Source organism: Synechococcus lacustris str. Tous, assembly GCF_003011125.1.
Taxonomy (GTDB): Bacteria; Cyanobacteriota; Cyanobacteriia; order PCC-6307; family Cyanobiaceae; genus Synechococcus_D; species Synechococcus_D lacustris.
The window spans coordinates 1-19,637 of record NZ_PXVC01000023.1; the positions used below are offsets into that span (position 1 = coordinate 1).

A 19,637-nucleotide genomic window follows, 5' to 3' on the forward strand; every position below is an offset into this window, starting at 1 on the left:
GCTACGGCAGCACCAGCTAAAAGCATTGCCTCTGCCACCATTGCCCGTGAACAACCTGGTTCTGTAATTTCCAATTGAGGCCTTCCATCCATGCGTATAAACCTGCCCTCCGGTTGATCCATCAATAGGGCACCTTGGGCTTGCCTCCAAAGCCGTCTGTTCAGAAGCAGGGCATTGATTTCGGCAAGATCAGCATCCTGGGGCGGAGCCAGTTCAATTAGCTCATCTGCATCGCTATAGCTAAGCGCATAGGTGATTTGTACCCAGGATCGAACAATATCAATTCCAACAATGCAGCTGTTTTGATCAAGGCAAACAGCCACGCTTATGGCAGCCTTTTTTGAACCGGGAGAGAGGCTTAAGGGACCACTGCCAAGGCCAATGGGAAACATTGGAACTAACCTGTGGCTGAGGTAGATACTTGATGCCCTTCGYTGTGCCTCAAGATCTAAGCACCCTCCCGGTTGAATTAATCGATGGGGATCTGCCACATGAATCCAGATCTTATGAATTCCATCGGCTGAATGCTGGATGGAGATTGCATCATCAATTTCAACGGTGCATGGATCATCAATACTGAAGCTGCGCAAATGGCTGAGATCTATACGCGCCGAATCCCCAGGCTGGCTTTCAGAAGCTGATAACACAAGCCGATCTGCCTCTGCTAAGCACTCTGCAGGAAATTGTTCAGCTTCAAAAACTTCTGATTCAGGTTTAATCTGAATAGCTAGTTGTTGACGTCGCCTCGCCTGACGCAACTGCTGCAATTCAGGCTGGGAACGCACAAATATTTTATTTTGGCGGATACGAAAGAGATCTTGTTTATTAGCAAGAGAAAGCCAACAGGCAGCCAAATCTGTGGGGSTGGGCTTGGCAAAAAGAAGCTTTGCAAATKCGAGTAAATCAATGCCAMCATCAAGCAAMTTACGATCTAWTAATCGCTGAGATTCAATCCATGCTATTGAAAAGATTGAAGAAACCAGGGGAATGGCCGATAGGGCATCTGATAATAATTCCGAGGAATATTCTTTAGAACTGCCGATTAGGAAAATATCTCTGAGTGGGTACCATTTTGAAGATTTTGCAGAAATAGAATTAGCTAATAATACTTTTCCTGGCCTAACATCTGCAATAATGGCAAGCCTTGGGGTACGTGTGTTGAKCACGTACCCAACTAAATCAGTTGGTTGCAAAATAAATAACGATGMAATTCACCGCCTATTGCCTAGCCCTCAGGGTTAACAAAAGGCAAAAGCGCCATAATACGAGCCCTTTTAACGGAGTTGGTAAGATCCCTTTGCTGCTYAGCAGTGAGACCTGTCATACGACGGGGTAACAACTTGCCACGCTCAGTTATGAACTTTTTAAGTAGGTCGGTATCTTTGTAATCAATTGGGTCGCCTGGTTTGATCGGCGAAAGGCGCTTTTTGAAAAAGGAGCTAGACATCGTTTGGGGTGTGTGTTTAAAAGTTTGCCAACTGCTGGCATAAAAAAGATTGGAATCCTAGAGGGGCCCCTGGGCCGGCCTCACTTGATTTCCTTATGAACCGTTGACTTGTTGCAGTGGGGGCAGAACTTTTTGATCTCCAACCGTTCGGTGGTGTTCCTACGGTTYTTTTCGGTGGTGTATCGAGACACACCTGGACTGCGCTTTGAGGGATTGGACCGGCATTCCGTGCACTCGAGGGTGATCACGATCCGGACGCCCTTGTTTTTGGCCATAAGGACGTTGCGCCGCTTCTTACTAGCGGTGTGACAATTCACCACCATAGCTGATTGGGTGTGGCTAATCGGTAGGATCCGGCCGCTGTTGTTGCATCTCCATGCGCGTATCGCTGCAATGGCTCAAGGAGCTGGTGCCTTTCCAGAGCGAACCCTCAGCCCTGGCTGAAAAGCTTTCCATGGCTGGTTTTGAGGTGGATTCCGACGAAGACCTAAGCGCAAGGGCTAGGGGGGTTGTGGTTGGCCGCGTGAGCAGCAAAATCGCCCATCCCGATGCCACAAAACTGAACGTGTGTGCAGTGGATATCGGTGGTTCAAGCCCCCTGCAGATCGTTTGCGGTGCCAGCAATGTTCAGGAGGGAATGGCCGTTGCAGTGGCAACTGTTGGCAGTTTTCTACCGGCTGTGCAACTAACGATCAAGCCGGCCTCCCTAAGRGGWGTTGAGAGCTCCGGAATGCTTTGCTCACTTGCAGAACTAGGCCTTGAAAACAAAGTTGATGGGCTTGTTGATTTAGATCAGGTGGCCAAAGRGCTAAAGCAGGAATTACCRGGCCTTGGCTTGCCTGTGGCACCACTCCTCGGCYTWAACGATCGCATTTTTGAGCTGGCGGTTACCGCAAATCGTGCCGATGGTTTGTCGATGCTGGGTATTGCACGGGAAGTGGCAGCCCTGGAGCAACTGGAAGTGAAGCTACCGTTGATTAGCTSTGGGCCAACAGCACTAGAACTCAAAGGGAAAGACCTGCTCAAACATTCAGAACTGTTTTSCCTTACGGAAATAGTGAATGTGCAGGTAACCGATTCGCCCCTATGGCTGCAGCGAAGGCTCGAGGCTGCTGGGCARCGCCCAGTGAACAACGTTGTTGATATCACAAATCTAGTAATGCTGGAAACAGGTCAGCCGCTTCATGCCTACGACCGTGAAAGCCTTAAATGTGATGATCCCCATGCTTTTGGGCTTCGCTTTGCTRAAAAAGGTGAGTCTGTCCTTTGTTTAGATGGGGTAGAGCGTGAATTAAAYGAAAATAATCTACTTGTTACCAATCAAGAAAACCCTGTAGCCCTTGCCGGGGTGATCGGTAGCCAGGCCAGTGCCGTGCAATCCCATACAAAAAATATCTATCTGGAAGCGGCAATATTTCCTGCCACCTCGATCCGTAAAAGCAGCCGGGCAGCAGGCATTCGCAGTGAAGCCTCGGCTCGTTTTGAGCGCGGTGTGGCAAAAGAAAACTGCTTAGCTGCAGCCAACCGTGCAGTTGATCTGCTTCTTCAATTAACTGGGGCAAGTATTGGTAATCGCTGGCTAATAGAAACCGATCAAACAGCCACTGAGCCTATASAATTACGYCGGCTAGCGCTTGAAAGATTACTTGGACCCCTCGATAATGGAGAGGCTGGCTATGGAGAAATYGAAAGCCAGGAAGTTGTKAATATCTTGGAGCGCCTTGGTTGCAGCGTTAATAGTGAGGGTGAGCAGCAAAGCGAGGATGAGATATGGCATGTGAATGTGCCGCCATCCCGTAGTGGTGACCTTAAACGGGAGGTAGATCTCATCGAAGAGGTGGCAAGACTAGTGGGCTACGACCGTTTTTGTAGCCATCTACCTGATCCTGTGGAGCCAGGTGGACTGAGCGCAAAGGAACAACTATTGCGAAGGCTTTGCTTCGCCCTTAGGGGTGCGGGCCTGCAGGAGCTTATGCATCTCTCCTTGGTTTCAAAAGATTTAAATGCTGAAATCAATAACAAAGATCAAATAGCACTCAGCAATCCACTGCTTKCGGATTACGGTCATTTGCGCACCAATTTGAGGGATGGATTAATYAATGCTGCGAGTAGAAATCTGCAGGCTCCACAGCCAGGTTTTTGGGGCTTTGAAGTTGGTAAAATATTTAGTTTATACAAATCAGATTATTTTGAGCAGGAAAGGTTAACAGGGATTATATGTGGTTGTAATAAATCTGAACTATGGACCACTAGCGGCAAACAAAAATTAGTAGATTATTAYGAGTCTCGGGGAATACTTGCCAAGGCTCTTAGTGARATAGGTGTATCGCTGCAAGACATTCCATTTGCTCAAGATCCCCAATTACATCCTGGCAGGTCGGTKCAGCTATTCCTTGAAGGCAAAGCGATAGGGGTATTTGGAGAAATACATCCTTCCCTTGCCGAAAACAATGATTTAGGCGTTGGTAGCACCATATTTGATATGGAATTAGARCCCATATTAAGCGCTGCAAGCAGAGCTAACAAATTAACACCAATTTTYAAAAWTTATCCCACYGTACCTGCTAGCGAAAGGGATCTAGCCTTCGTTGTAAAAGAAACAACCCAAGTGMATAGTGTATTAAATGCAATCGGAAAAGCAGCTGGGCCCCTACTKGAAAATGTCCAATTGCTAGATCGATACAAAGGSGCTCCAGTGGAAACAGGTTATTGCAGCCTTAATGTGCGCTTRAGGTTTCGATCGGAAGATRCAACATTAAGGGACGAACAGGTGGAACCCCTAATGAAAACTGTAAGAGAGATGCTATTAGAAAAATTTAACGCACAGCTACGCGTTTAAGTAGTGCTAGAGCCTCACAGTGGGTGGTTTGGGGGAAGAAATCYAATGGTTGCACTGATAACAATTCCAACATTCCATCTGCACACAAACGTGATAGATCCCTAGCCAAGGTTGATGGATTACAACTAACGTAAGCTATCCGATCAGGGGGACAACTCTGGATAATATTAATCAATGGATCACTCAAGCCCTTGCGAGGTGGATCGAGAAGTAATGCATCAGTAACTGGCAATACTTCAGCAAGTTTTTGTTCAACTGAGCCAACTAAAAATTCAGCATTATCTATATTATTTAAACGGGCATTATCTTGAGCTCTTTCAATACTAGCTTGATGCTGTTCGATCCCGATTAGCTTTGCTTCAGGGCCTACTAAAGGGAGTCCCAAAGTTCCAACACCACAAAAAGCATCAACAAGTACCTCCCCTACACCCAGGCCTAAACCTTGCTTCAATAACGGGACAAGCCTTTCRGCTTGGGCCGTATGAACTTGGAAAAATGTATCGAGTCCAATGGCAAAACTACAATTGGCAAAACGCTCCAACAACCARGGCCTTCCGGCAATCAACTGTTGTTGGTCACCTAATAGGGTGTTTGTTGGTTTTGGTTGGCAATTATGAACAACCCCAACAACCGCTGGCCAACGCTCAAGCCACTCCTCGGCAAGAATATCAAAACCATCCAGCTGGGGGYTTTTGGTAACCAATCCCAATAAAATTTCGCCACTATTARCACCAATTCTTAGAACTAAATGACGTAGTTCTCCACTATGGCTAGCTTCGCAGTAGGCAGGCCAGCCACACTCAACAAGATCCTGCTTAATTGGCCCGATCAGTTCATCCAGGCGTGGATCAAGAACCGGGCAATGGTTCATGTTCACCACATCATGGCTTTGGCGCCGATAAAAACCGGCCTTAATCCCACTACTCGATGGTTGGATTGGAATGATCGCCCGATTGCGATAACCCATCACCGCTGTGGCCGCAATAATCGGTTCAACCTGGATGCTTAGGCCACCGATCCTCTGAAGGGCCTGTTGAAGATTGTTCTGCTTCCATTCGGCYTGGGCCGCATCATTCCAGTGTTGCAAACTGCAACCCCCGCATTCACCWGCAAGGATGCAGGCKGGTAARCGCCTGTCTGGAGACTGACGCAGCAGTTTTCTAATCTCACCGCGCACCATCCCCCTAGATGCGCCCGTGAGCCTTGCCTCCACCAATTCCCCAGGGAGGGCACCAGTAACAAARGCAACTCTCGAGCCSTCATGGCCTATGCCACTACCTTCCTGACTGAGATCCCGGATCTCAAGGTTGAGCAGGTTTGGCTGGCTTGGATTTGTTTTCACRTTACGACCTTAAAGCTCGGCGTTACAGACCAAGGCAAAACCAGCCCTTGCGTGTCGAATGGTCGATAGAGTGCAGCAGGACCCGGGACTGCGATGAGCGTTGTACGCGATCTGATCCTTCAAGCAGACGATGAGCTGCGCTACCCCAGTGGTGGTGAGCTGCGATCGATGGTGGATTTTCTCAGCGGAGGTTCCGCTCGCTTAAAGGTGGCGAGGATTCTCAGTGAGAATGAACAAAAAATAGTTGCTGAGGCTGCAAAGCAGCTATTCAGTCTTAAGCCCGAGTATGTGGCTACGGGTGGGAATGCCTATGGCCAAAAGCAGAGGGCCCAATGCCTTAGGGATTTCAGCTGGTATCTACGTCTTGTTACCTATGGGGTGTTGGCTGGTAGCACCAGTTTTATTGAAAACACTGGCTTGGTTGGAGCTAGGGAGATGTACAACAGCCTTGGAGTTCCAATGCAGGGCATGGTGGAGGCGATGCGATGCTTAAAAACAGCCTCAATCGCACTTGTTTCTTCAAACGACTCCATACTCTTAGAACCATATTTTGATTATTTGGTACAAGGAATGCAAACCAGCGCCTAACCAGGGGCTGCCGGCTACCCCCCAGGCAACTACATCCTGTTATCACTAGTCTCAAAATAGTCCATTAATGGGTCTATTTTGAGACTTTTTTGTGTTTTATGAGATTTGCCAATCCAGCCGCCTAACCATCAAATTTTTTATCCACAATCTGCGAACGGGAAGACAAAAATCAAGCCACAATGATTAAACCATAAATCTCATATGAGTATCTGTACAAGACTTAAGCCAATACTCATCCAAGAATCGTAAGACTAATATGCGTACCTGTGTATATGACAGGTACGCATACTATTGTTTGCGGGCTAGATCCCCTACCAACAAGGCTTTTCAGCTGCAGATGTTGCCAATAGCTTTGGGTTGGACAAGCCAAAGGACAAAATTCCAAAAAAGTAAAAGGCAAAGACGGGCTTGGCCATTTTCACGGGCAAGACAAATAAAAAATTCAATAAAACCTGTTTTACGAAGCAGCAAACCTCAAGTGAAATTTTATCTATGGAGTATTAGATAAGACGCATAAAGAGTCTTGCATTAATTCTCAAACAGCTAACGTGAGACAATATTAGTATGATGATAGATTTCTTAAAATGGTTTTAGGTAGCGTTGCTTGAGAAGCTGATAGGCCTCGTTCAGTCTTCTCATGTCTTCAGGGTTGCCACCAGCATCTGGGTGGGCTGCGATTGCCTGCTGACGATAGGCTTCACGAATATCTTGAAGTGTGAGGCTGCAGCCAACTGTGGTGGGCAGTTTTAGTAATTGCAGGGCCCCCTGGGTWGTCATAGTTGCTTGTAAATCGAGAAATGGAGTTCCCCTCCTCTTGCGTCTTAGGCGTTGGGTCATCCTTCCCACAAGCGATGGAATTCTTACCTGTAATGCTGAGGCCCCAAACGGGTCCTCTAAAATTCCAGCTGCAATTAYTACCCTGTCTACGGAAGGTTCACGAATTTCCCAGCTGGGTGCGTAGTTGAGCATCACCTGCTGCAGGGCATTCCAAGTAAAAGGATTGCCTTCACTGGCATCGGCAAGGGGCCAAATATCGTGGCTTAACCAGTACATTGATGCTTCTAAAACTGCTTGGTTAGGTTCACTTCCATACAAAYTCATCCAATGATTTTGAACACTTGAGATCGATTCAAGTAGATAGTTGGCATCAATTGTAATTAAGCATTCGTTTGTATTTCGCTCTATGCGTGGTGCCCTAAGGCTTCGATTCAACTTCTGTGATCGCTTWGAAACAAAACCAGGTAAATCAATCGCTGATGGTGGCTGGGCTTCATTCTCATTTAGCCAATTTTCATCATGGGATGATTCGCCAGTTGCTGTTACTAAAACCAGGGCACCCTGAATTTGATGACTATCTAATTCMTCRRRTTTATCATTTGRATTGTTGTCAATATCAGCGTCAATTTCATTTAGTAGGTATTCAAGTAGTCGTTCAATCGCTGGYCCCCTACTGCGCATTCCCCATTGTTTGCGCAAGGTATCTAACTGCTCKAGGGCAGATGACTGGAGAACCAGCGTTATTTTGCGTTCGTTTGGTTTATCAGCCAAGGGTTAGTTTATTGATGGGATGTACTAGCGATAAAGCCAGTTGCGGATTAATTGGCTGGGTTTACTTGTGTCAACCATGGCAGGGGTAGCTGGAGGCCAGCCACCAATAGGCAACAGGGGGGGCGGGGGCAGAGGKGCTGGATGATTTATTTGGCGTTTAGTGGTRRATGGTTGGTTTTTTGGTGGGTTTGATTTTGAKGAGGAAATTTTGGGATAGGTGCCAATGSTTTGGATTGCATCCGGTGGTTGGATCACTATCATTGGTGTGGCAGTWACTTTGGTTCTAGCTTTCTCTAAACGATCTTCCTGTTCTCGAAGCTGGGTAATTTGCTGATCTGGAACAACGCTAAGAAGATGWCCTGGTGTTGCATCAGCTGGGTATACGAGGCTTAAACGAATCGTTTTTGTTTGAGTTGGAACTAGATCTAGGGATTTAAGTACTARGCTTTGCCCAGATTTCATCCCCACGTGTATTTCCTCATTAACCTGATCTGTTTTTAGTGCAATACTGCCACGGAAAGAAACAAATTGTTTGCCAGGAAGTGTTGGGTGACTCAACACAAGTTTGTATGGCCCATTGCCGCGCAGATTTAGKTCTAYGTCGTAACGAACACCATAGGTGCCAACATTATCCAATGAAGAATCAAGCATTCTTATTGCTAAAGGATTCACTTGGCTCTCACCAGTGCCAAAATGATGGCGGCTGGTGGTAGTTAGTGGAACATGCAACGGAGAATCAAATAGATCGTGGCTCACGCTAGCTTGATATGTATCACCCACYGCAACACCACCCACCCGTGAAAATACAGATCTATTTTCAATTTTCTCAATTTTATTAAGGTATGTACGGCCTGGAGCTAAGCGATCTTCATCTAAAATYTTTAGGATATCAAAATCATTCCTTGGATTCTTAGCAGCCACAACAGCCAGTTGAAATGGGCCGTCGCTACGACCTTTAAGTAGGGCATTCGCTATACCATTAGCCGGCAGATCAGTGCTAAAAATTACAGTGCGGCTGCGGGCTGGGATTCGTAGGGCCTCTGGGAATTTCCGATCTAGGGTGCCCCTTAATAGTTGGGCGGCTGTGGCAGCCCCTGGGCCCGTATTCCATGGYCGATGGCCTTGGGGAATTACTCCAAGCAGGTTATTTGCTTGATATGGTGCTTCAAAGCTATTTTTAACAGAACCCCKTTCAAATCTGAGTAGCACATCACGATCACCTGGATTAATTGCTATGGCAGCAAGGGTAAGTTGTGATCTCYTTATTCCATACTGGCCATCAACTGGATTGTATTTATGGTGGGCATGGATACCAAACTCACCATTAAATATATAGCTGGCATTGCTTAGCCGCTGACCATTTTCAGCTTGGGCATCACCCGGGGTGGTGCTTATTAATATTCCCGGACCCGCAACCTCTTCAGGTTGRTTGGAATGCAATACAGGAACATTATTAAAACTACCCCGTAGTGGAMGCGCCGTTTGACCTGCCATTAAAGACACGTCAGCCCAAGCGGCGGGAATRRAGGAAAATAGCGATACAGCCAAAACCAGACCCGCGGGGCGCATGGGACCAATGGGGCCAACTTTTCTTAGATTGGGTCTTAAATGCGGCAAACGGAACTTTCTAGCRGAATAAATTATGGTTSTAGCTARGCCAAWTGCAGTGGGGGCCTTGCTGTTCTGTGTAGTCACGGAAAGGGAGCAAGGGAACGACAACTGGGACAGCGGGTTAGCTAGAACCTATCTGTTCAGCATATTTTCCCATGTTTCCACTGCCAGGCTGCTGTTGGAGTGACACTGATCTAAAAGGTGCCAGGGGGCGTCAGCAGAGGCGTAAATTGTTTTTGCTCCAGGGCTGGCGTGATGCCGCTGAAAGGCAACTGGCTGCAGTTAATGCAGCTATCACAAGCCTTGAAGCTCAAATGCAGAGGGATGAAACTAGGGATTGATAACCGCCGCATGCGCCAACAGCGCATTTGGGCCGTTTATCTCTAACCAAGCCAAATTTGATTCATTGGTAGCTAGCAGGTAACCGGCATAACCAAGGGCATTCAAGCTRAACCCCTCGTGGCCATCGCTTGTTCTCGGGATTAAAACAAACCAGTTTCTACTAATCAGTAAGTTGTAAGCACCAAGTGGTTTATCTRCCTTGCTTGGCAATCCGAGACCATTTTCAGCGGCAAGATTGCCATAGGTTTCRATTAAGAAATCTACTGTTGGGGCTTTGCCTACGGGCATTGCCCTTATACCAACTCGCCAAGGCCAYGGCCTCGCACCTTCTCTTGCTGCACCCATAAATTTTGGGTCTTCGGGGCAAAGCTGGTGTTCCTCSCTGCGGGGTAATAGCTGCAGGTGCCGATGGGGTTGACTGGCGCCTGCGCTRGGACTGCTRTTAAAAAACCAAAGTCCATTCTGCAGCTGCCAAATATCAACAAGTGCTTGCCAATCRGTGCGTGTTAACCAGCCGCCCTGGGGCTGCCATCCCTTGCTGATAAGTAGTAAATGTCCTGGTTCTACTGGATATTTATTAAGCAAAAGAACATGATCATCCAATTCTAAAACCTCAAGATTACGATCCCAAGGAAAAAATGGATTAGCCCTGGGGCCCCATTYGTTTAGATGTTTAGGAGTAGGTCCAAGCAACTTACGTARTATGAATGGACTCCAGGCATCTGAAWAAATTATCTCTGTTTCTAATGGAACCAATGCACCATTCTGSATGGCATTTTTTTGACAATTTARTGATAGTTCAGCTAGGGRGATCATGCTGATTTCTTTAATCTTGCCAGGGTGGCGCCCCTGTAGTAATAGGCCAAAATTTGGGTAAAGCGATAGCCCTTTTGAGCAAGACTACGGGCTCCATGCTGGCTCATACTTGCTCCCAAATGGCCATGGGCTTCAAGGCTAATCGCTTTATCAGCGGCATAAAGACTCTCAACAATTCCCCCCTGGTAGCTGAGCACAAGTCCCCTTGTGAAATCAGCTGCTGCCCGGGCTGGCCCAGTTTCGCTTGCCAGGCCCTGGTATACCTGCCAGCGCGTTGTGGCTCCAAGATTCCAATCGGGATCTGCCGGCCGCGCCATGTGGGCCAGGGCATAGGAACGGGCTGCTACCGCTTGGGCCCGAAGGGCCTCATCGGGCCAGTAGCTTGGCATCTCGGCTCCAACCACTGAAGCAATGTATTGCTCCAATGGTATGTGATTAACAACCACCAATCCATTTTGGTTGCAAWATAATCTAAGTTCACCACGATAATTTGAACTATTTAAATTTGCTATTCCAGTGCTGGTTGGCCTTAGCCAGAGTTCATCAGGTGCGTTGCTATTAAGTAGCTGAAGCTKCTGGTTAACGCAGCTAATTGCAGCGATACCATTTCCCTCTCTCCATAAAAGCCCAGCYTTTGATTGYAATTGCCAGGRTCCTTCAGCKCCGATAGTTGCCTGTTTGGTATTKGATTCAAGCAAAACTCTAATCAACATTAATGGTTGGGGTTGATTTGCTTGGGGAATTACTAAATCATTYTTGGGCTTTAGATTTTTAAATTCATTTTTGTAAGCTTTTGGCTCCTGCAGCAAGGCATCTAACATCACGGTGTCGAGTTCTTTGGCTGGCCGCAATGATGGGGCAATCAACGCTATTACTGCCATGGAAAAAAGCAACGGCAATGAACAGTAAATTAAGCCTGAACGATTACGTTTAATCCAGCCCATCAGCTGCTTGTAAATATCCATGAATCGGGTTCAATCGCGGATGATTGCCATGGCAAATATCCCTGCCAAAGGATCACACCATTACCTTTAATACGCACCTTAGCCGCTGCTATTGGTTCACAAAACATTCCCCCTGGTCGCTGGGATGGTTGCCATCCCTGAACTTGATTAATACCCAACTTTTTGCACCACCAAGGGGCCACAAGGGCATGGGCTGATCCGGTTACTGGATCCTCTTTGATGCCCATRTTGGGTGCAAAGAAACGCAGTTGATATTGGTATGGCTGAGTAGCTGTTTGCATCACTAGCCAAGCCTTTTCCGGTCCATTTTGCCATGCTAAATCATTGCAWTCTAGGYTAGCTATTGGGAATTCTGCATTTACAAGTAWTACGCCGTAGCCCAATTGAGAGCTCCAAGTAGCCAAGGGATCAGCTCCCAATAAATTTGCCATCCAGTTCTCTGTTTGCCGCTCCTTCATTTCTTCGCTTGGCAGATCGATGCTCGCCAGTTCCGGTGTTAGCACTTCAACTCTGATTTTGCCGCTGCGAGTTTGAAAATCGATTGGTTTTGCTATTGCCAATTCTCCCCATTTGTGTAAAGCCAAMCCTGCGGCAAGGGTGGCATGGCCGCATAGGGATACCTCACAGGTGGGCGTAAACCAGCGCAAACACCATTGACCGCYGTTGTGCCATAGAAACGAGGTTTCCGACTGGGCCAATTCAGCAGCTAGTGCCTGCATCCAGATAGAACTAGCAGGATGATCCAGTAAAACMACTGTGGCGCCATTGCCCCCCATCGGGKTGGCACTAAAAGCATCAATGGCACAAATCGGAATGCCTTTGTGGTGTGAGCTGATCATTCGCTGCGCAGTTGCCTTTCCATCAGTTTTTGGATTGCCATGGGCGGATCAATGCGGCCTTCTATAAGTTCTTGCACCTGAGTGGCGATGGGCAGGTTCCAAGCCCTATCCCCCGCCAAGCAAAGCACCGCAGCACAGGTGGGCACACCCTCAACGGTGGCGGCGATCTTTTCAAGGGCGGCAGCCGTTGARAGCCCTTCAGCCAAGGCATTACCAAAGCGGTAATTCCTACTTAAGGCACTGGTGGCAGTGGCTAATAAATCACCTAACCCGGCCAAACCATAAAGGGTTTCTGGCCTTCCCCCAAGGGCTTGAATCACCAACCCCATTTCGGCTAGTCCTCGGGTAAGTAACGAGGCCCTTGCGTTGGCTCCAAGGCTTAGTCCATCACATACACCAGCTGCTATCGCAATTACATTTTTCAGCCCACCAGCCACCTCTGTACCCACTGGGTCGTTGTTGCGATAAAGCCTTAGGTRTGAACTACTTAATTCCTTTTGGAGTTTGTTCAGCAGCTGATCGTTCGTGCCAGCTAACACGCTGGCAGCTGGTAAACCCATTGCTAATTCCGTTGCCAGATTTGGCCCGCTGAGCACAAACATCGGCATTTTTGGGCAATGCAGTTGCCAAATTTGGCTGGCGGTTTTTCCAGTGCCCGGATCTAGGCCTTTTGAACAACTMAGTAATGGTGGATAACGGTTCCAGTTTGAAAGTTGTTTAGCGAGSCCTTCTACGCCAGCAAATGCCACTGCTGARACAACAAGGTCGCAGTTTTGGAGTGGTTCGAGGGCCGCGATGCCAGAGCTRCGTCGCCACAATTCAACCCGGTGGCCAGTTTGCTGAAAAAGGCCCATGAGGGTTGTCCCCCAGGTGCCGCCTCCAATTAGGCCAATAGCCAAAGCCAATCACCTGTCCCCTGGAAATTGCCATCATGGGCCCCTACGCGGGGCTTGCAATGGGGAATCCCTTCGCTTGGGAACAACTGGAGGGTTCRGCGCTCGTTGTGGGCCAAGGCGGCATTGGCAGGGCAATTGTTTCAGCACTCAGGCAAAAAGCTCCCCAACTTGATCTATTGGCAGCCGGTAGATCGGGCCCCTATCCCCTTGATATCTGTTCAARCGAATCATTGGAACGCTTGAAGGAAGATCTGCAGGGGCGTAAGCCACTGAGATTGGTTTTTAATTGCAGTGGTTGGCTTCACCAAAACGGTARAGGGCCTGAAAAAAGGCTTCAAGCAGTTAGCAGAGCYGGGCTTGAGCAATCTTTTGCTGTTAATGCTTTTGCACCAATCCTGCTTGCGAAGGCGGTAGAAGCAGCGCTTGGCCATGGTTCGCCCTGCTGGTTTGCAAGCCTGTCGGCWCGGGTTGGCAGCATCGGCGACAACCARCTCGGTGGCTGGTATTCMTATCGAGCAGCAAAGGCGGCTCAGAACCAACTACTGCGTTGTTTGGCGATCGAGTGGCAGCGCAAAAGACCTGCAGCAACAGTTGTTTTGCTGCACCCAGGCACCACTGCCACCCAGCTATCAGAACCATTTAGTGCAGGTGTTGCTGCCCATAAACTTTTTGAGCCAGCCAAGGCTGCAGAGCAGCTGCTTGCGGTTTTGGCACAACAAACCCCTGCCAATTCAGGTTGYTTCCTTGCCTGGGACGGCAAATCAATCCCTTGGTGATGCTTTTYCTTGCAGTAGTTCAAGCGGAATAATTTCAAGGCAGGATCTTTCRCAGGCCTCCAGGATCACTGGAGGTGCCATCCCATCCCAATAGGCTTCAAGCCAACGGGCWGCACARATGCACCAACGATCACCARGTTTAAGCCCAGGGAAGGCATTTGCCTCATTTGGGCTGCTCAAGTCGTTCCCTTGGGCTTTGCTGTAGCTCAGGAAAGAATCACTCATCACGGCACACACCGTGTGACGACCAAGATCACTGGGGTTGGTTCTACAGGTTCCATCCCGAAACCAACCGGTGATTGGATTACAACCACAAGTTTCTAAAGGGGTGCCAAGGACGTTGAAACCCGTTGSTATTGGAGCGTTCATGGCAGTTTTAGAGCTCTGGTGTTGGTGGTTGTACTCCCCATAAATTCAGCCAAACACTTGACGGAATCGGGGGGGGAGGCGCTATGGGTCATTGGGCGATCGATTTTTGCTCGTCGCAATTCAACCCGTTACTACACCTGTTAGCACCCGATGAGCTGGGATTTCACCGAAGATGCGGCATTCCATGCCCTTGGCGATGCCTTTGCCGAGAGTGGCGAAACCTCAGCCATGGAGTTCCTAGCCAATGGAGAGGGGGCCTTCCATTTTCAGGAACTAACTCAGAATGCGGCTGGTGAGGGTTTTGACCTATCGGATTCGAGCACCCTGGAGAATTTTCAACAGGATGTGATCGATGCCTTGGAAGGTCGCCGACCTGAATAAAACAGCGCGCCCTAGCTGTAATAAAAGGCTATTTCCTTAGGCTTCAAACCATCCCAACCTGCCGCCTGCAGGCGTTCATTAAGTTCGCTTTGRCCCATGTGCTTCGCCCCGCTGCGCACAATGCGATTACGCATTGACTTTTTTACGCCGCTGCGGGCTCTGGCGCTTTCCARAGCCATAACCTCGTTGTAGAGGGTGAGCATCTCTGTGGGTATCACAGAGCCATCCAGATCTACGCCGGCTGCAATTGCAGCATCAACACCGTTTGGACCCGAAATTGCCATGGCATAGGGGAATGCAAACCCCAGGCTGCCACAGGCCCAGGATCAGGCGCTGAAATAGCGAGCCTTACTGTGCAAAGCAACTAAAGCTGTGGTGCTTTGCTCTGGATCCAGCTGATCACTCTCATCCATGCTTAAGCCGATGCGATCGGCCCCGAGCCAGGTTAATTGGGGGCGGGAATCAGCAACATTTGGGCAGGCTGGATAGCCAAACGAATAGCGACTACCTCGATAGCGCTGGGCCAGCACATCCTTAAGGTTTGAGGGTTCCTCAGTGCTGAAGCCCATCTCCCCACGAATGCGGGCATGGGTCCATTCCGCCAGGGCTTCAGCAAGTTGAACGCCTAAACCATGAAAATAAAGATAATCGCTGTATCGATCAGCTTTAAATAGTTCCTTAGCAAAGGCAGTGGCGGTTTCCCCCATTGTCACTGCTTGCATTGGGATCACATCTGTGGCCGATTGATTATCAAGGTCTCTATAGAAATCTGCTATGCAATAGCGATTACCTGAGCGCTGCCGCGGTAATTCAAATCTCCCCARGCATTTTGARGGGTTTGCTGGATCRTATATAACAACACTATTTCCATCCCTGCCACAGGGGAAATAACCGTAGGCAACRCGGGGGCTAAGYAGGTCTTCAGCCTTRATTCGCTCAATCCACTCCTTAAGAACAGGCTCGGCTTTTGATTGAATTATCTGATCGTATTCCTCCCTTGATTGGTTTTGATTYTTACGCAGTTGCCACTGGCCGGCAAACAATGCATTACGATCCAAGTARGCAAATATTTGCYCAAWGGGGATTTCATCCTCAMGCAGAATTTTCGTACCCCAAAATGGTGGYTTAAGCGCTTGCTCCTCTGGTACTGCAGCAGAGCGATCGCTGCTAATCACTAAGTCCAATTGGTTTGWRGGCTTTGCTGGTTCATCGAGATCGCCAGGATCTRGATCAGCCTTGCCRAGATCAAATCCTTCAGGTGATTCAACTAAAAAGCCCTGTTTATTATCCCAATTATTAGATTTTTTYGCCTCAACCAATGCATCCATAAATCGCAGATCAGTAAAAGCATCACGRCCATAAATAACCTGACCGTGGTAAACATTTCTRCAATCCTTATTAACAAATCTAGGCGTTAGAGCTGCCCCACCYAATATAACYGGAACATCAATATCAGCCTGATTAAAGGCATCTAGATTATCCTTCATGAAGGCTGTTGATTTTACCAGCAACCCACTCATTGCGATGCAATCGGCCCCATGCATTTTCTGGGCCTCAATTATTGCTTCAACCGACTGCTTGATGCCAAGATTTATAACCTCATAGCCATTATTTGTAAGGATTATGTCTACCAGATTTTTGCCAATGTCATGAACATCACCTTTAACTGTGGCAATCAAAAGCTTGGCTTTTGCTGAGCTTTCTAGCTTGCCATCAGCGCCAATAACCTTCTCCATATGGGGTTCCAGAAAAGCAACAGCACTCTTCATTGTTTCAGCGCTCTGCAAMACAAATGGCAATTGCATTTGACCAGAACCAAATAATTCTCCAACAACCTTCATGCCGTCYAATAAAAATGTATTAACTATTTCCAGTGGCTTGTAATTTTGCAAACCATCGGCCAAGGCCTGCTCYARGCCWATTCTTTCACCATCAATAATATGCTGCTTAAGCCTTTCYTCCACAGGCAAGTCGGCCAGGGATGGACCGGAAGCCCTCGCTTCCTTAGCGCTTACTCCTTCAAATAAACTTGTTAATGTAGTGAGGGGATCATATACACATAAACCATTCTCGAATCGGCGTTTATCATTGATTAAGTCTCGRCATACCTGCTGATGCTCCTCACTAATTTTTGAAAGGGGCAGGATTTTTGCAGGGCTAACAATYGCAGCATCCATTCCTGCTGAACAGCAATCATGGAGGAAAATTGAATTAAGAACAATCCGCGAAGCAGCTGAAAGGCCAAAACTTATATTGCTAACACCTAAAACCACATGGGTTCCAGGTAGRTCATCGCGGATTCTTTTGATTGCAGCAATGGTTTCACAGCCGTTGCGGCGATCCTCTTCTATGCCAGTGGATATGGGTAATGCAAGGGGATCATAAAAAATTTCACGGGCCGGTATGCCAAATTCCAATGCATCCCGGTAGGCCCTCTGGGCWATGGCAAATTTACGCTCAGCGCTGCGAGCCATGCCTTCTTCATCAATGGTGCCGATTACAACGCCTGCTCCATAGGTGCGGGCTAGTTCTAAAACTTTGAAAAATCTTTCATTGCCGTCTTCATAATTGGTTGAATTAAGCAAGCATTTACCCCCTGCTACTTTTAAGCCRGCTTCCATTTTTTGCCATTCGGTTGARTCAAGCATCAATGGAAGATTCACATTAGTAACTAACCGGCTAACCAATTCATGCATATCCGCTTCGCCATTGCGGCCCACATAATCAACGTTCACATCAAGTATGTGGGCATTTTCTTTTACTTGGCTGCGGGCCACACCGATCAAACCATCCCAATTTTCTTCATTTAATAAATCACGTACTTTTTTAGAACCACTGGCATTTAAACGTTCACCAATAATWAGAAATGAATTTTCCTGTTCATAGCTAGTGGTGCCGTAAAGGGAAGCCGCTGCTGATTCCGCTTTGAGTAATGGTCTCTCGAGATATTGATGGGGCTGCCTAACCTCACGATGGGCTGGCTTAAGTTCCCTYGCCACTTCCACAAGGGCCGAAATGTGCGCTGGGGTGGTACCGCAACAACCACCAATCACCTGAATGCCAAGATCCTCAATGAAATGGTGCAWTGCCATTTTCATTTCGATTGGAGTAAGGCGGTAGTGGGCAACGCCGCCAATATTTTCAGGCAAACCAGCATTGGGAATGCAGCTAACAACAAACGGAGAGCAACTACTTAAATAACGCATGTGCTCCTTCATCTGCTCTGGCCCAGTGGCACAATTTAAACCAAGAATATCGATTGGGAAAGGCTCTAAAATTGCAACAACAGCTGCTATATCTGAACCAACTAACATCGTGCCAGTTGTTTCCATCGTTACACTAACCATTARGGGCCTACGTTCACCCGTTTGAGAAAATGCTTCTTCAACGCCCGTGAGTGCCGCTTTTATYTGYAGAACATCTTGGCATGTTTCAATTATAAAYAAATCAACATTTCCGGCTAACAATCCCAATGCTTGTTCAGTAAAACAAGCCTTCATTACATCAAAACTTACGTGRCCAAGGCTTGGCAGTTTAGTGGTGGGCCCCATGGAGCCAGCCACATATCTTGGATGTTGGTCTGTAGTGTATTGATCTGCCATTTCACGGGCTAGTAAAGCGGCCTGGCGGTTTAATTCAAAAGCTTCATTTTCTAAATCGTATTCAGCAAGCACCAGAGAGGTTGAACCAAAGGTATTTGTTTCAATTACATCGCAACCAGCATCTAGGAATTGTTTGTGAACGGCCCTAACAACATCCGGCCTAGTGCGCACAAGTATTTCGTTGCAACCCTCAAGGGCTGRGCCGCCAAAATCAACGGCGGTTAGCTCCATTTGTTGGAGTGATGTGCCCGTGGCGCCATCGAACACCAACACYGGACGCTCGGGGCTGTGGAGTCGTTCTAGGAAACCAACCATGCTCAGATGCCAACCCTCGTAACCCAATGGTCAAAAATAGGGTCTCGAGCCTCCGTAATGGCGGTTAGTCGGCCGCGCAGGGCCTCCATAACAGGCCGATGCRTTGCCAGATCTGTGCTTTCAATGCGCCTAACCGGGGTWACTTTYGCYGCAGTTCCGGTTAGGAATACTTCATCGGCAATAAACAATTCTGTTTTATCRATGGGCCTCTCAACAACCGTGAAGCCCATGCTGCGGGCCAATTCGATAACACTTGCTCTGGTAATGCCTTCGAGTATGTCTTGATCAACGCCTGGTGTATACAAAATTGAATCGCGAACAATAAATAAATTCATACCACTTGCCTCGCTAACCTTACCCCTACTATTTAAAAGYAATGCCTCATCAAAACCACTTTTAACAGCTTCAGTTTTAGCCARTGAACTTGTAATATATGCTCCACTAATTTTGCCCCTTAAAGGTAGGGAGCGATCCTCCTGCCTTGTCCATGAACTGATTCTGCAACTAACGCCATTGGGTGAAAGATAGTCGCCAAGTTCTATGCCATATATCAAGAAATCTGTTTCAATATCATGTAACCTTGGTGCTATGCCCAGGTCGGAGGTGTAAACAAATGGYCTTAGATAACTTGGTTTTGTTGGTTTGTTGGCCTTTARAAATTCAACCACTGCTGCCATGATCGTTTCAGGGCTTAGCTCTGTTAGTAAAAGTTTTGCRCTTTCACTCAATCGCTTTGCATGGCGATCAGCTCTAAACAACAAAATCTCAGAGGCATCATTTGGATTTGGTATTGCCCGCATGCCGCCAAAGGCGCCAGTGCCGTAGTGCAGCGCGTGGGTTGCTACGGATAGGGTGGCCTCGGYAAATGGCACGCAGCGGCCGCCGAACCAGGCATAGGGAAGAAATTGATGCATCTAACGGTTGAAACCTTGGCCCGATCTTCTCATCCCTTAGCCAGGGA

At 47.8% G+C, this 19,637-nt stretch carries 19 protein-coding genes; 5 read left to right on the forward strand and 14 right to left on the reverse strand.

What is annotated here, in order from left to right:
* The 3 genes from C7K08_RS06645 to rpmG form a co-directional block, all read right to left on the reverse strand.
* On the reverse strand, positions 1-785 hold a 785-nt coding region (locus C7K08_RS06645; protein ID WP_153062413.1), incomplete at its 3' end, for a ribonuclease catalytic domain-containing protein.
* A 440-nt stretch (positions 786-1,225) separates the two neighbouring features.
* The gene (gene rpsR / locus C7K08_RS06650; protein WP_106499858.1) at positions 1,226-1,447 is read right to left on the reverse strand and encodes a 30S ribosomal protein S18; all 222 of its coding nucleotides are present in this window, start codon (positions 1,445-1,447) and stop codon (positions 1,226-1,228) included.
* An 80-nt stretch (positions 1,448-1,527) separates the two neighbouring features.
* Positions 1,528-1,722: a 50S ribosomal protein L33 gene (gene rpmG, locus C7K08_RS06655; protein WP_106499878.1), complete on the reverse strand. Its 195-nt coding sequence runs from the start codon at positions 1,720-1,722 to the stop codon at positions 1,528-1,530.
* Positions 1,723-1,823: 101 nt separating this feature from the next.
* Between rpmG and pheT the strand changes: the two genes are divergently transcribed.
* The gene (gene pheT, locus C7K08_RS06660; protein WP_106499859.1) at positions 1,824-4,286 is read left to right on the forward strand and encodes a phenylalanine--tRNA ligase subunit beta; all 2,463 of its coding nucleotides are present in this window, start codon (positions 1,824-1,826) and stop codon (positions 4,284-4,286) included.
* Here pheT and rlmD read toward each other — a convergent pair.
* Positions 4,264-5,628 carry a 23S rRNA (uracil(1939)-C(5))-methyltransferase RlmD gene (rlmD, locus tag C7K08_RS06665; RefSeq protein WP_106499860.1) on the reverse strand — a complete coding sequence of 455 codons (1,365 nt, stop codon included), beginning with the start codon at positions 5,626-5,628 and terminating at the stop codon, positions 4,264-4,266. The genes pheT and rlmD overlap by 23 nt on opposite strands.
* 93 nt (positions 5,629-5,721) lie before the next feature.
* Between rlmD and C7K08_RS06670 the strand changes: the two genes are divergently transcribed.
* A complete protein-coding gene (locus C7K08_RS06670; protein ID WP_106499861.1) occupies positions 5,722-6,216 on the forward strand; it encodes an allophycocyanin subunit alpha-B in 495 nt (164 codons plus the stop codon).
* Positions 6,217-6,795: 579 nt separating this feature from the next.
* Here the strand turns inward: C7K08_RS06670 and C7K08_RS15440 are convergent.
* Positions 6,796-7,428: a hypothetical protein gene (locus tag C7K08_RS15440; RefSeq protein ID WP_206603822.1), complete on the reverse strand. Its 633-nt coding sequence runs from the start codon at positions 7,426-7,428 to the stop codon at positions 6,796-6,798.
* A 360-nt stretch (positions 7,429-7,788) separates the two neighbouring features.
* Positions 7,789-9,258 (reverse strand): DUF3370 family protein, encoded by a 1,470-nt coding sequence (locus C7K08_RS06680; protein ID WP_341272141.1) that lies wholly within the window; start codon positions 9,256-9,258, stop codon positions 7,789-7,791.
* Positions 9,259-9,530: 272 nt separating this feature from the next.
* Here C7K08_RS06680 and C7K08_RS06685 point away from each other — a divergent pair, with 272 nt between their 5' ends.
* Positions 9,531-9,716, forward strand: coding sequence for a sigma factor SigF (locus tag C7K08_RS06685; RefSeq protein WP_106499864.1), 186 nt, complete (start codon positions 9,531-9,533; stop codon positions 9,714-9,716).
* Here the strand turns inward: C7K08_RS06685 and C7K08_RS06690 are convergent.
* The 4 genes from C7K08_RS06690 to C7K08_RS06705 are packed head-to-tail and all read right to left on the reverse strand — an operon-like array spanning position 9,706 to position 13,242.
* Positions 9,706-10,533: an ATP adenylyltransferase family protein gene (locus C7K08_RS06690; RefSeq protein ID WP_106499865.1), complete on the reverse strand. Its 828-nt coding sequence runs from the start codon at positions 10,531-10,533 to the stop codon at positions 9,706-9,708. The two genes, C7K08_RS06685 and C7K08_RS06690, sit on opposite strands and share 11 nt — an antisense overlap.
* Complete coding sequence (locus C7K08_RS16735) at positions 10,530-11,498, reverse strand: SpoIID/LytB domain-containing protein (protein WP_341272142.1); 969 nt, start codon at positions 11,496-11,498, stop codon at positions 10,530-10,532. Before C7K08_RS16735 ends, C7K08_RS06690 begins: the two co-directional genes overlap by 4 nt.
* Positions 11,477-12,337 carry a PhzF family phenazine biosynthesis protein gene (locus C7K08_RS06700; protein ID WP_106499866.1) on the reverse strand — a complete coding sequence of 287 codons (861 nt, stop codon included), beginning with the start codon at positions 12,335-12,337 and terminating at the stop codon, positions 11,477-11,479. The genes C7K08_RS16735 and C7K08_RS06700 overlap by 22 nt, the downstream gene beginning before the upstream one ends.
* Positions 12,334-13,242, reverse strand: coding sequence for an NAD(P)H-dependent glycerol-3-phosphate dehydrogenase (locus tag C7K08_RS06705; protein ID WP_106499867.1), 909 nt, complete (start codon positions 13,240-13,242; stop codon positions 12,334-12,336). Before C7K08_RS06705 ends, C7K08_RS06700 begins: the two co-directional genes overlap by 4 nt.
* Positions 13,243-13,292: 50 nt before the next feature.
* On the opposite strand from C7K08_RS06705, the gene C7K08_RS06710 reads away from it, so the two are divergent.
* Positions 13,293-14,009: an SDR family oxidoreductase gene (locus tag C7K08_RS06710; protein ID WP_106499880.1), complete on the forward strand. Its 717-nt coding sequence runs from the start codon at positions 13,293-13,295 to the stop codon at positions 14,007-14,009.
* On the opposite strand, the gene C7K08_RS06715 is transcribed toward C7K08_RS06710, so the two are convergent.
* Positions 13,995-14,378, reverse strand: coding sequence for a DUF2237 family protein (locus C7K08_RS06715; RefSeq protein WP_106499868.1), 384 nt, complete (start codon positions 14,376-14,378; stop codon positions 13,995-13,997). The two genes, C7K08_RS06710 and C7K08_RS06715, sit on opposite strands and share 15 nt — an antisense overlap.
* Before the next feature lie 150 nt (positions 14,379-14,528).
* Here C7K08_RS06715 and C7K08_RS06720 point away from each other — a divergent pair, with 150 nt between their 5' ends.
* On the forward strand, positions 14,529-14,759 hold the full coding sequence (locus tag C7K08_RS06720; protein ID WP_106499869.1) for a hypothetical protein: 231 nt from the start codon (positions 14,529-14,531) through the stop codon (positions 14,757-14,759).
* Positions 14,760-14,770: 11 nt separating this feature from the next.
* Here C7K08_RS06720 and C7K08_RS06725 read toward each other — a convergent pair whose 3' ends face one another.
* From C7K08_RS06725 to C7K08_RS06735, 3 genes are read right to left on the reverse strand one after another with little or no spacing between them, the layout of a single operon-like run.
* On the reverse strand, positions 14,771-15,043 hold the full coding sequence (locus tag C7K08_RS06725) for a small RNA NsiR4-regulated ssr1528 family protein (RefSeq protein ID WP_106499870.1): 273 nt from the start codon (positions 15,041-15,043) through the stop codon (positions 14,771-14,773).
* Between the two features lie 42 nt (positions 15,044-15,085).
* On the reverse strand, positions 15,086-18,676 hold the full coding sequence (metH, locus tag C7K08_RS06730) for a methionine synthase (protein WP_106499871.1): 3,591 nt from the start codon (positions 18,674-18,676) through the stop codon (positions 15,086-15,088).
* Positions 18,677-18,678: 2 nt separating this feature from the next.
* Positions 18,679-19,590, reverse strand: a complete 912-nt coding sequence (locus C7K08_RS06735) for a branched-chain amino acid transaminase (protein WP_106499872.1) — start codon at positions 19,588-19,590, stop codon at positions 18,679-18,681.
* Positions 19,591-19,637: the final 47 nt, after the last annotated feature.